Raw genomic sequence first — 12468 nt, 5'->3', positions numbered from 1 at the left:
TTTGCTATGAAAAACTCTAACAAAAAAACTTGCACATTGAATTAGAGCTATGATACTAATTTAAAAAGAAAGCGAATTAAGCGCAAAAATTAATATTATTTCAGAGTCATTGAATAAACATGCAACATTTTAGCTCAGTCATTATTAACATTCTCGTCGTGGTGATTATTAAATCAGCGCGGGGCCGTTTGTTGAGCTAAAGAAAACTCAGAAATTAACTACAAACCCCCCGCTCCTAAAGGACCGGGGGGTTTTTCGTATAGGGCAGCTAATTAACGTGAACGTTAAGGTAACAATACAAAAGGAGTCTACTTAGCAGAGTTAACCACTCTGGAAAGTAAAAATAATCATGGCAACTGACAATCAACACACCGGTGGATCTTTATTATTTGATGTGCTGCAACAACATGGCGTACAACACGTATTTGGATATCCAGGCGGTGCTATTATGCCGATATACGATGCTTTATATGATAGTGATGTTCAACATTTTCTCGTGCGACACGAACAAGGCGCTGCCTTTTCAGCCATCGGTTATGCGAGAGCCACAGGAAAAATTGGTGTTTGCTTAGCAACATCAGGTCCTGGTGCAACCAACTTGATCACTGGGCTTGCTGATGCGTTAGCCGATTCAATTCCTATTGTTGCTATCACCGGACAAGTTGCTACCGCAGCAATGGGTTCTGACGCTTTCCAAGAAATTGACGTATTCGGTCTATCATTGGCATGTACTAAACACTCATTTCAGGTACGTAGTGTTGATGAACTAGAAAAAGTTCTTCATAAAGCGTTCACCATTGCACTTGAAGGGCGTCAGGGGCCGGTATTAGTTGATATTCCAAAAGATGTTCAACTAGCTGCAGTGGAAAAATTAGGCATTCATTACGATCAAATCACCAATAAAGTGAAGCTTCCCCCTGCTGACGTTTCCAAAGCACTTGAGGTGTTATCGCAAGCCAAAAAACCTATCCTTTATGTTGGCGGCGGTGTAGGCATGGCAAACGCGTTAGATGAAGTTCGTCAATTTGCAAACGAAACAGGGTTACCTTGCGTATCGACTCTTAAAGGGCTAGGTGCCATAAATGCCGACAATCCACATTACTTAGGTATGTTAGGTATGCACGGCACTAAAGCAGCAAATTTAGCCGTACAAGAATGTGATTTATTAGTTGCCGTTGGTGCGCGTTTTGATGATCGAGTCACAGGGAAATTAAATGAATTTGCCCCTAATGCAAAAATTATTCATTTTGACATTGATACTGCTGAAATTAATAAACGAAGAACCGCTGATGCCGCTATTCTTGGCGATTTAAAAATCAACGTACCGTTACTTTCTATGCCTTTAAATATCACTGATTGGCAAGATAAAATCGTAACGATGAAGAAAGATTTTGCCTGGCAATATGATCACCCCGGCAAAGGTATTTACGCGCCAGCAGTATTAAATGAAATCAGCGAGAAAATGTCTGAAAATGCCTGTGTAACCACCGATGTTGGTCAACACCAAATGTGGGCTGCTCAGCACATGTCGTTCAATGAACCTTGTAACTTTTTAACCAGTGGTGGCATGGGAACCATGGGTTTTGGCTTACCCGCAGCAATCGGTGCACAGGTGAGTAGGCCACACGATACTATTATCGCAGTTACAGGTGACGGTTCATTCATGATGAATGTACAAGAGCTTTCTACGATAAAACGTTTTCAACTACCGGTAAAAATTGTTCTGATAGATAACGCAAAACTAGGCATGGTAAGACAATGGCAAGACCTATTTTTTGATGGTCGACTGAGCGAAACCGATCTATCTGATAATCCAGATTTCTTAATGCTAGCAAACGCTTTTGATATCAAATCAAAAATGATCACCGAAAAAGATCAAGTCAGTGAAGCCGTTGATGAAATGTTAGACCATAACGGCCCATATCTTCTACAAGTGAAAATAGACGCGCAAGAAAATGTTTGGCCGCTTGTACCGCCAGAAACAGCAAACGATAAAATGATGGAGAGCAGCTAAGATGAACCATTATCAATTACTCATCACAGTTGACGATAAACAAGTGGTATTAGAACGCATTTTACAAGTGACGCGTTATCGCGGCTTTTTAATCAATGGTATGAGTGCGGTTGTCAATACCGGCACACAAATCGGCACCATAGAACTGCAAGTTAGCAGCGAACGTCCTATTGAATTATTGGTCGACCAAATCAATAAACTGATCGACATCAAGGGTGTCAAAGTAGACAATAGAAGCTCGCGCCAAAGCAGCGCGCAAGATTATTTACTAAGCACCCAATACAAATAATCAGCGGTATATTCGCTGAACATGATAAAAATTAGGAAAAGAAAATGGCAAAAGTTAGTGCAGAACTCATCTGGTTTAATGGTGGTCTTATCCCATGGAAAGACGCAACCGTACATGTGATGAGTCACGCTTTACATTATGGCTCGTCAGTATTTGAAGGTATACGTGCCTATAATACACACAAAGGTACGTGTATTTTTCGTTTAGAAGAGCATATCGATAGACTTTTTGATTCTGCAAAAGTGTACCGCATGAATATTCCTTTTACTCGTGAACAAGTTATGCAGGCGTGTAAAGATGCCGTTGCGCAAAATAACTTAGATTCTGCATATTTACGTCCATTAGCATTCTTAGGTGATGTTGGTATGGGCTTACGTCCACCTGTTGATGCAAGAGCAGATTTGATGGTTGCAGCATTTGCATGGGAAGCCTATTTAGGCGCAGATGCCATTGAAGATGGTGTTGAAGTAGGTGTATCAAGCTGGAATCGCTTAGCACCAAATACTATGCCAACTGCGGCAAAAGCTGGTGGTAACTACTTGTCTTCTCAGCTTATTTCAATGGAAGCAGGCCGTCACGGTTATACAGAGGGTATTGCGCTTGATGTAAACAACATGGTGAGCGAAGGCGCAGGACAAAATTTATTTTTAGTGCGTAATGGCGTTATTTACACTCCATTTAGTACCGCATCTATTTTACCTGGCTTAACGCGAGATACCGTTATGCAACTTGCTCGTAAATTAGGCTATGAAGTGCGCGAAGAACCTGTTTCGCGTGAATCACTTTATTTAGCCGATGAGTTTTTCATGACGGGTACTGCTACGGAAGTTGTACCGGTTAAATCTGTTGACGGTTTACCTGTTGGTAGTGGCACAAGAGGTCCGATAACCCAAGCTATTCAAGCGGCGTTTTTCGGTATTTTTGATGGCACAACACAAATTGATGATACTTGGTTAGCGCCAGTTAAATAACAATTTGATAGCAATCTAGGGGGTAAATACTCCCCCTAAGTTTGCTTGTTAAAACTCGCGATTTAGTTCGTTTTCACAAGTAAATTTATTATCTTCATGGAATTACATTATGCCTAAATTAAGATCAGCCACTTCAACTCAAGGCCGCAATATGGCGGGCGCTCGCGCATTATGGCGTGCAACAGGAATGACAGATAATGATTTTGGTAAACCTATTGTTGCCGTGGTTAATTCATTTACCCAATTTGTGCCCGGTCATGTTCATTTAAAAGACATGGGGCAATTAGTGGCAGGCGCCATTGAAGAAGCAGGTGGTGTTGCCAAAGAATTCAATACTATAGCCGTTGATGATGGTATCGCTATGGGCCACAGCGGTATGTTATATAGCTTGCCTTCTCGTGATCTTATTGCTGACTCTGTTGAATATATGGTCAATGCACATTGTGCTGATGCCATGGTATGTATCTCAAACTGCGACAAAATTACTCCGGGCATGCTGATGGCGGCAATGCGTTTAAATATTCCAGTAATTTTCGTTTCAGGCGGCCCAATGGAAGCAGGTAAAACCAAGCTTTCTGACCAAATTATCAAGCTTGATTTAGTAGATGCCATGATCCAAGGCGCTGATCCAACCGTTTCGAATGAGCAAAGTGATCAAGTAGAGCGTTCTGCTTGTCCAACATGTGGTTCTTGTTCAGGCATGTTTACCGCAAATTCAATGAACTGTTTAGCAGAAGCTTTGGGGTTAGCGTTGCCAGGTAATGGTTCGATGTTAGCAACACATGCAGATCGAAAACAGTTATTCTTAGATGCCGGTAAAGAAATTGTTAACTTAACTAAGCGATATTATCAAGACAATGATGAGTCAGCGTTACCGCGCAATATCGCCAGTAAAGAAGCATTGCATAATGCGATGTGTTTAGACATTGCGATGGGTGGCTCAACGAATACCATTTTACACTTACTTGCAACTGCCCAAGAAGCAGAGATTGACTACACCATGGAAGATATGGACAAGTTATCGCGAGTAGTACCTCAACTATGTAAAGTTGCTCCTTCTACTCCTAAATACCATATGGAAGATGTACATCGTGCTGGCGGCGTTATCGCTATTTTAGGCGAGTTAGCCCGTGCTGGTTTATTAAATACTGATGTACCCAATGTATTAGGTACCACATTAGCTGACGTTATCGCTAAATATGACATTAAAGTCACCCATGATGAAGAGGTTAAAAAATTCTATCGTGCAGGCCCAGCAGGTATTCGTACCACTAAAGCTTTTAGCCAAGATTGCCGATGGGACACTTTAGATGACGACCGAGAAAATGGTTGTATTCGAAATATTGATAATGCGTTCTCAACCGAAGGCGGCTTAGCCGTATTATCTGGCAATATCGCCCTTGATGGATGTGTTGTCAAAACTGCAGGCGTTAGTGACGACAACTTAACATTTATCGGCCCTGCCCATATCTTTGAAAGCCAAGATGCCGCAGTAGCAGGTATTCTAGAGGGTAAAGTGGTTGCCGGTGAAGTTGTGGTTATTCGTTATGAAGGCCCTAAAGGTGGTCCCGGCATGCAAGAAATGCTTTATCCAACCACGTATTTAAAATCAATGGGATTAGGTAAAGCATGCGCATTGTTAACAGATGGTCGTTTCTCTGGCGGTACTTCAGGTTTATCAATTGGTCATGTATCACCAGAAGCTGCAAGTGGCGGCACGATTGCTTTAGTTGAGCAAGGCGACATTATTCATATTGATATTCCTAGTAGAACCATTCAGCTAAACGTTAGCGAAGATGAGCTCGAAAAGCGTCGCAACACAATGCATGCTAAAGGCAATAATGCATGGAAACCACAAGAGCGAGTTCGCCCAATCAGTTATGCCCTTAAAAATTATGCAATGTTAGCAACCAGTGCAGATAAAGGTGCGGTACGTAACCGCGATTTGCTAGATGGGATTCAAAGCAATGACGGATGAAGAACAGCAAGCGTTAGCGCAAGCCAACGCTGACCAAGAGCAGGCATTAGATTACCTGAGGCGTATTTTACTTGCGCCTATTTATGACGTTGCCGTAGAAACCGAATTAAGCCCACTGAATAAGCTTTCGGCACGGTTAGGCAACCAAATTTTTCTTAAACGAGAAGACCAGCAACCGGTTCACTCTTTTAAATTACGTGGTGCATATAACAAGCTTGCTAATTTATCTGAAACACAATGTATTCATGGGGTGATTGCTGCCTCAGCGGGTAATCATGCACAAGGATTAGCTTTAGCAGCAAATAAACTCGGCATCAACGCGACAATCGTTATGCCGATCACAACCCCTGATATTAAAGTAGACAATGTACGCCGTTTTGGTGCAGAAGTACGACTGGTTGGTAAAAGCTTTAATGAAGCGGCTACCGCGTGTTTACAATTTGCCAAAGATGAAAGAAAAACGATTATACACCCGTTTGACGATATTGATGTTATTGCTGGGCAAGGCACTGTTGCAAAAGAAATATTGCAGCAACAATCTTCTTGCGATGTTATTTTCGTGCCTGTTGGCGGTGGTGGATTATTAGCCGGCATGGCTGTTTATTTAAAACAATTACAGCCGAATATCAAAGTCATTGGTGTTGAAGCGGAAGATTCAGCATGCCTTAAAGCTGCAATGGAACATGGTAGCCCTACAGATCTTAACCAAGTGGGACTTTTTGCTGACGGTGTTGCAGTAAAGCGCATCGGTGAACATACGTTTGATCTGATCAAAAAATATTGTGATCAAGTGATCACCGTATCAACAGATGAAATATGCGCATCAATCAAAGACATTTTTGAACATACTCGTGTTATAGCCGAGCCTGCAGGTGCATTATCGTTAGCAGGGTTACAAAAGTATTGCCAAACGAGCGCAGGCAATGAAACCCTTGTCGCCATTTTATCTGGCGCTAATATGAATTTTCATACGCTTCGCTATGTTTCTGAGCGCTGTGAATTAGGCGAGCAAAAAGAAGCAGTACTGTCGGTCACAATTCCAGAGGAAAAAGGCAGCTTTAGACGCTTTTGCCAGACGCTTGAAGGACGAGTGATCACTGAATTTAACTATCGTCAGGCACAATCAAATAGCACCGATGAACAAGCCCATATTTTTGTTGGTATCAGACTTTCTGGTCAGCAAGAAAGAGAAGCGTTAATCACCTTATTGCAACAACAGGGTTATTTGGTGAATGACTTTACTAACAATGAACTTGCAAAACTTCACGTGCGTTACATGATAGGCGGCCATAATTTATCAACAACGCAAGAGCGTATTTTCAGGTTCCAATTTCCGGAATATCCTGGCGCGTTAGAAAACTTCCTTAACACTTTAGGCGAACGTTGGAATATTAGTTTATTCCATTATCGAAACCACGGTGCAGCATTCGGACAAGTATTGGCCGGCTTTGAAGTAACGAACGATGATCAACTTGATTTTTTCAACCATGTAAAAGCATTAAATTATGCGTGGCAAGAAGAGACAAGCAACCCTGCATATCAAAATTTTTTGAGTTAAAACATCAATATAGTATGAATATAATATCACCTATGAATCATTAACAACTTGACAACATACAGCTCCGATGACATATTATGTCAAGTTGACATACTTTAGTAGGAGCTTATATGTTGAAAAATAGTCTCGCATCGAAAACCCCAAATATTGACTCACCGCAAGTGACTAAACACTTGATCAAAGTCATCATTGCTGTAGTGGTTATCATTAGCGCATGGATGACATTTTATACCATAGATGAAGGCCATGTAGGGATAGTAAAACGTTTCGGGGAAGCAACCACACAGGTTAATCCTGGGCTACATACAAAAGTACCACTGGCAGACACTATAGAAGAGTTAGAAATACGTACTCGAAAAAATGCAGAATCTTTAAAAGCTTCTACCTACGAACAGATGCCAGTGACTGCTGAAGTATCTGTTAACTGGACAGTAATACGCTCGGAAGCATTCGAGCTTTATAAAAATTACGGCGGTTTAGATCAATTTGAAAACCGTATTCTTGACCCAAGATTACGTTCAGCAACAAAAGACGCGTTAGCAAGATTTAAAGCAGAGCAAATTGTACAAAATCGTGGCCAAGTGATTCAAAAGATAGAAGAAACACTTTTATCGGAAATGACTGAATTCCCGGTAAAGCTAGATAGCGTTCAGATTGAGAACCTAGTGCTGCCGCCTAAATATTTACAGAGCATCGAAACGAAACAAACAGAGAAAAACCTCGCTGCGGCAGAAGAACACCGTTTAGAACGCCAAAAACTTGAAGCACAACGTGAAGTTAATACTGCAGAAGCCAAGCGAGATGCAGAAAAAGCACGTGCTGACGGTTCAGCATATGCCATAACCACAGAGGCAAGGGCAGAAGCTGAAGCGATAAAACTAAAGGGCTTAGCCGAAGCAGAAGCAATAAAGAAAAAAGCCGAGGCGATAAAAACCAGTAAAGTACTTGTTGAGTATGTTAAAGCCCAACAATGGGATGGTAAATTACCCACTACGGTAATGGGTAGCGATCAAGGTATCTTGTGGAATATGAAAGAAAAATAGACATACACATATCAAGATCCCAAGGCCTATTGGTGACTCAATAGGCTTTAATTCTCATTTTCCTAATAGCTAATCGCTTTACAGACTTAAATAAAAAAACATGTCTAGCTCTATCAACCACTTAGATATTTCCAACATACTACTACGCTATAGTTTCCCTAAAGTTGCTCTTGCGACCATAATACCTATGGTTAAACATTTGCACATTTCTGCCGGGACCATCATGTTATCGCCAGGAAAGCGTTGGAATGACTTCATGTTAATTTCTCAAGGAATTTTCAGGTTATATTATCTCAACTCTGAAGGTAAAGAATCAAATAAAGGCTTTTTCAGCGAAGGGCAAATACTGGCACCAATTGCACGTTCTGCCATTGAAAAGCCTGCACTTTTTTTCGTAGAAGCGCTCACTAATGTAGAAGTCTATCAATGTAAATACGATCAGTTAGTTGCACAACTGCAGCAACATCACAATGGTGTTAACTGTTTAAATGGGTTAACTGACACGTTATTAGAAGACAAAATTCAACGGGAAGTCATGTTTTTGCAGCTAGGCGCAAGAGAGAGATATCAGCAATTTATCAACGATTTTCCTAATCTTCATGATCGAATACCTCTTCGCCACTTGGCGTCTTACCTAGGTATGACGGATGTAACCCTGTCCCGTATTAGACATAAGAAAAATTGACTTATCAAATGTTAAGGCATAACTCTTCATTGTGATAAACAATGCTCTGAATACTACGTACCTCAGGAGCATAAACAATGAAACTTAACAACCTCGTGTATCTATCAATAATAGCTTTGGCTTTATTCTCTACACCTTTATCTGCAACAGCATTGAATAATAAATCTGCATTAATATTGATTGAATACCAGAATGAGTGGTTAAACAAAGCAGGAAAGTTACGGCAACTTCTGGTGAAAGATGAAAAAAGATTTAATTCAGCGATTCAACGCTCAAAAACATTATTAGCAATAGCACGAAAACAAGAAATAACTATTATCCATGTCACACTAAAACCCGATGCTCAATATCGTATTTTTGGTCAGGCTGATTTTGGCCTAAGAAATGCCATACCTAATGCAAAAACATGGCAAGGTGATATGAAATTAATACATCCTGATTTTACACCGTTACAAGGTGAACATGTTATTACAGAAAGAACAGGCGCCTCAGGATTTTCAGGGAGTAATTTAAACAGCTTTCTGCGTAACAACGGTATTGAAACGATATTTTTAGCCGGATTTGCTACTCATGTATGCGTTGAATCGACCCTTAGAGAAGCACACGATAAAGGCTATACCACGTATGTCGTTACTGACGCTTCTGCTGCCTTCACCAAAAAACAGCAACATTATTTCGAAACGGAAATACTTCATCACTTTGGTCAAGGCATTAATGTTGAGCAATTTGAAACATTAAACTTTTAATGGTCAGCTTCACTAGAGTAATGCTTCAAATTAAGTAACCCCCATGCATGTAAAAGATGTGTTCTCTTAAATTTTATGAAGAATAGCACAGTATTACATTATACCCCTGGCAAGAAAGCCTGTTGATAACTCAATAGGCTTTTCACTCAAGTTCAATTAACAGAGGTGAACGTTACCGTTACTCACCGACTCACCAACGTCATTAAGTTACGTTATTTTTGCTTCGAGCTCTGCTACTTTTTGTTCAAGTATTGCTAATTTTTCTCGCGTTTTAATCAATACTTGTGTTTGTACATCAAACTCTTCTCGAGTCACTACATCAAGTTCTGATAGTTTTCTTTGTAGCACTGTTTTGGTTTTATCTTCGAAATCAGTCGCTAAGTTTTTCAAGCCCGGTGGAATAGCCTCTGTTACTTGTTTAGCTATATCTTCAATTTTTTTCGCATTAATCATGGCTAAGCCTCATCACAATATATATTACTATTGTAATCGATTTAGCTATTTTGCCAACGTAAAAAACAAGGTAAAATCACCGCCCTTTATCGTCAATTGCGTTAACTCATGAAACTCAACCCCGGACAACAAGAAGCCGTTAATTATGTCAGTGGTCCCTGTTTAGTATTAGCAGGGGCAGGCAGTGGTAAAACCGGGGTGATCTGTCAAAAGATCGCGTATTTAATCAATAAGTGTGATTATAAAGCGCGTAATATTGCTGCAGTAACCTTTACCAATAAAGCCGCACGCGAAATGAAAGAACGAGTGATAAAAATGCTTGGCCGTGATTTAACCCGTGGGTTAACGGTTTCAACCTTTCACTCGCTAGGGCTTGATATTGTTAAAAGAGAAATAAAAACCTTAGGCTACAAACCTGGCTTTACCTTGTTTGATGATCAAGACACACTCGCTTTGCTTAAAGAATTAACCGATGAACAGTTCGGTGGCGATAAAGATTTACTCAATAAATTACAAAGCATGATATCTAACTGGAAGAATGATTTATTACTTCCAGACGCGGCCATTAAGCAATCAAGTGATGCTGATACATTGCAATATGCTGAATTTTATCAACAATACCACCTACATATGAAAGCATATAACGCCTTAGATTTTGATGACTTAATTTTAATTCCCACTTTATTATTAAAAAATTATGCTGACGTACGAGATAGATGGCGCAATAAAATTCGTTACATGTTGGTTGATGAATATCAAGATACCAATACCAGCCAATACGAACTGGTAAAATTAATTACTGGAGAACGCGGCCGTTTAACGGTGGTAGGCGACGATGACCAATCTATTTATTCTTGGCGAGGTGCTAAACCACAGAACTTAGTATTGCTAGGGCAAGATTATCCAACGTTAAAATTGATTAAGCTCGAACAGAATTACCGTTCAAGTGGCCGTATTTTAAAGTGTGCGAATATCCTAATTGCTAATAATCCACATGTTTATGATAAATCACTATTTAGTGAACTTGATTACGGTGTAGAACTGCGGGTATTGCAGACTAAGAATGAAGAACATGAGATTGAACGAGTGGTGGGTGATTTGATCGGTCATCGATTTTTAAATCGTAGTCATTATAAAGACTATGCCATTCTGTATCGTGGTAATCATCAGTCGCGGTTACTAGAAAAAGCATTAATGACCAACCGCATTCCATACAAGATTAGTGGTGGAACCTCTTTTTTCTCGCGAGCAGAAATCAAAGATGTCATGGCATATCTACGTGTTTTAGTAAATCCTGACGATGATAATGCTTTTTTACGTATAGTAAATGTACCAAAACGAGAACTAGGCCCAGCAACATTAGAAAAGTTAGGTAGTTACGCTAATAAGCGTCAAATCAGTATGTTCGCGGCCAGTTTTGAATTTGGATTAGAAGAACACTTAACAGGTCGAGGTTTGGCCAAAATGCAAGCCTTTACTCGTTGGTTAGTTGAAACTGCCGATAACGCAGAGCGGGGTGATACTGCGGCAGTATTACGAAGTATGATCCGTGAAATTAATTATGAAGATTGGCTTTACGATACTTCTCCTAGCGCAAAAGCAGCAGAAATGCGCATGAAAAACATAACCGAACTGTTCAGCTGGGTTACGCAAATGCTTGAAGGTTCAGATGACGAAGAACCAATGACATTGCCGCAAATTGTCACACGTTTAACTCTCCGCGACATGATGGAACGTAACGAAGAAGAAGAATTTGCCGATCAAGTACAATTAATGACCTTACATGCTTCAAAAGGTTTAGAATTTCCATATGTCTATTTAATTGGTATGGAAGAAGGGCTTTTGCCTCACCAAACCAGTATTGATGAAGGAAATGTCGAAGAAGAAAGACGCTTAGCTTACGTAGGCGTTACTCGCGCTCAACGAGAACTTACCTTTACTTATGCCAGAGAACGCAGACAGTTTGGCGAAGTTTCACGCACAGAATCTAGCCGATTTTTACACGAATTGCCACAAGACGATCTTAACTGGGAATTAAAAAAAGCAACAAAAACGCAAGAACAAAAACAACATACCGCTAAAGCAGGAGTGGCAAATTTACGCGAGCTATTAAAAAACAAAGGCCAATCAAAGTAAGTAGCCTCAGCTTTGCATAGGTAATGCGCTTTTAGTGATTATTTTTATACAAAACTGAGATGAAGTAGAATAAAGCAGTTTATTGAAAAGGGTTTATTACTCTTCACTTTCAGGGTTTTCTAAATAATAAAAAATGGCTTCGGTAAATGTGATTAACGCAGCAATATTATTTTCTGACCACGCCCTATTAATATGAGGCTTCATTACCCCTATTTGACCTGTGAACTTACGATAACTGTTTTTTTGATAGCTTTCGAAACATTTTTTCGTGATTTTATGTAATTTTCCTTTTTCACGCAGGGCTTCAGTATAAATGACGGCATAATTGTTGATAAAGGGATGTAATAAATCAAGGAATTCCGCATCAATTTGTGTGTCTCTTTCTTGTAAATTCCGAGCTCGATTTTTCACTACCTCTTCATTTTTACGTGCGATAACCGCTACAGACTCAATCAACACTTTGGCTTCTTTCTTAGCGTTATTCATCTCCCGTTTTGCAGCAATCAACTGTTGTTGAAGACTCTCAGCTTTAAAATAAAAATACACACTTACCGCTATAAATATGGCTAAGACAGCCAATAAAAACATCATCATA

The 12468-nt window shown here is 40.0% G+C and carries 11 protein-coding genes; 9 read left to right on the top strand and 2 right to left on the bottom strand.

What is annotated here, in order from left to right:
* Positions 1–349: 349 nt before the first annotated feature.
* The 8 genes from ilvG (at position 350) to Q4489_RS03070 (ending at position 9284) form a co-directional block, all read left to right on the top strand.
* Positions 350–2014, top strand: a complete 1665-nt coding sequence (gene ilvG / locus Q4489_RS03105; protein WP_303476965.1) for an acetolactate synthase 2 catalytic subunit — start codon at positions 350–352, stop codon at positions 2012–2014.
* 1 nt (position 2015) lies between these two features.
* Positions 2016–2303, top strand: coding sequence for an acetolactate synthase 2 small subunit (ilvM, locus tag Q4489_RS03100; protein ID WP_286270620.1), 288 nt, complete (start codon positions 2016–2018; stop codon positions 2301–2303).
* Between the two features lie 44 nt (positions 2304–2347).
* Positions 2348–3274 carry a branched-chain amino acid transaminase gene (locus Q4489_RS03095; protein ID WP_303476959.1) on the top strand — a complete coding sequence of 309 codons (927 nt, stop codon included), beginning with the start codon at positions 2348–2350 and terminating at the stop codon, positions 3272–3274.
* A gap of 109 nt (positions 3275–3383) precedes the next feature.
* The gene (gene ilvD / locus Q4489_RS03090) at positions 3384–5252 is read left to right on the top strand and encodes a dihydroxy-acid dehydratase (RefSeq protein WP_303476957.1); all 1869 of its coding nucleotides are present in this window, start codon (positions 3384–3386) and stop codon (positions 5250–5252) included.
* A complete protein-coding gene (ilvA, locus tag Q4489_RS03085) occupies positions 5242–6810 on the top strand; it encodes a threonine ammonia-lyase, biosynthetic (RefSeq protein WP_303476956.1) in 1569 nt (522 codons plus the stop codon). Before ilvD ends, ilvA begins: the two co-directional genes overlap by 11 nt.
* A gap of 110 nt (positions 6811–6920) precedes the next feature.
* Positions 6921–7853, top strand: coding sequence for an SPFH domain-containing protein (locus Q4489_RS03080; RefSeq protein WP_303476954.1), 933 nt, complete (start codon positions 6921–6923; stop codon positions 7851–7853).
* Between the two features lie 100 nt (positions 7854–7953).
* Positions 7954–8538 (top strand): Crp/Fnr family transcriptional regulator, encoded by a 585-nt coding sequence (locus Q4489_RS03075; protein WP_303476952.1) that lies wholly within the window; start codon positions 7954–7956, stop codon positions 8536–8538.
* A gap of 77 nt (positions 8539–8615) precedes the next feature.
* Complete coding sequence (locus tag Q4489_RS03070; protein ID WP_303476950.1) at positions 8616–9284, top strand: cysteine hydrolase; 669 nt, start codon at positions 8616–8618, stop codon at positions 9282–9284.
* 207 nt (positions 9285–9491) lie between these two features.
* On the opposite strand, the gene Q4489_RS03065 is transcribed toward Q4489_RS03070, so the two are convergent.
* Entirely contained in the window at positions 9492–9737 is a 246-nt protein-coding gene (locus Q4489_RS03065) for an accessory factor UbiK family protein (protein WP_303476947.1), read from the bottom strand.
* Between the two features lie 108 nt (positions 9738–9845).
* Between Q4489_RS03065 and rep the strand changes: the two genes are divergently transcribed.
* Positions 9846–11873 (top strand): DNA helicase Rep, encoded by a 2028-nt coding sequence (gene rep / locus Q4489_RS03060; RefSeq protein ID WP_303476944.1) that lies wholly within the window; start codon positions 9846–9848, stop codon positions 11871–11873.
* A 96-nt stretch (positions 11874–11969) separates the two neighbouring features.
* Here the strand turns inward: rep and Q4489_RS03055 are convergent, their stop codons facing one another.
* Positions 11970–12467, bottom strand: a complete 498-nt coding sequence (locus Q4489_RS03055; protein ID WP_303476943.1) for a hypothetical protein — start codon at positions 12465–12467, stop codon at positions 11970–11972.
* Between the last annotated feature and the right edge of the window lies 1 nt (position 12468).

Source organism: Thalassotalea sp. 1_MG-2023 (genome assembly GCF_030546745.1).
Lineage (GTDB): Bacteria > Pseudomonadota > Gammaproteobacteria > Enterobacterales > Alteromonadaceae > Thalassotalea_C.
The sequence above is the reverse complement of the archived record's forward strand: the minus strand, read 5'-3'. Positions and strand labels throughout refer to the sequence as shown.

Bases quoted from the DNA above. Each gene is read 5' to 3' on its own strand.
- ilvG (WP_303476965.1), top strand. From the start codon at position 350: ATGGCAACTGACAATCAACACACCGGTGGATCTTTATTATTTGATGTG.
- ilvM (WP_286270620.1), top strand. From the start codon at position 2,016: ATGAACCATTATCAATTACTCATCACAGTTGACGATAAACAAGTGGTA.
- Q4489_RS03095 (WP_303476959.1), top strand. From the start codon at position 2,348: ATGGCAAAAGTTAGTGCAGAACTCATCTGGTTTAATGGTGGTCTTATC.
- ilvD (WP_303476957.1), top strand. From the start codon at position 3,384: ATGCCTAAATTAAGATCAGCCACTTCAACTCAAGGCCGCAATATGGCG.
- ilvA (WP_303476956.1), top strand. From the start codon at position 5,242: ATGACGGATGAAGAACAGCAAGCGTTAGCGCAAGCCAACGCTGACCAA.
- Q4489_RS03080 (WP_303476954.1), top strand. From the start codon at position 6,921: ATGTTGAAAAATAGTCTCGCATCGAAAACCCCAAATATTGACTCACCG.
- Q4489_RS03075 (WP_303476952.1), top strand. From the start codon at position 7,954: ATGTCTAGCTCTATCAACCACTTAGATATTTCCAACATACTACTACGC.
- Q4489_RS03070 (WP_303476950.1), top strand. From the start codon at position 8,616: ATGAAACTTAACAACCTCGTGTATCTATCAATAATAGCTTTGGCTTTA.
- Q4489_RS03065 (WP_303476947.1), bottom strand. From the start codon at position 9,737: ATGATTAATGCGAAAAAAATTGAAGATATAGCTAAACAAGTAACAGAG.
- rep (WP_303476944.1), top strand. From the start codon at position 9,846: ATGAAACTCAACCCCGGACAACAAGAAGCCGTTAATTATGTCAGTGGT.
- Q4489_RS03055 (WP_303476943.1), bottom strand. From the start codon at position 12,467: ATGATGATGTTTTTATTGGCTGTCTTAGCCATATTTATAGCGGTAAGT.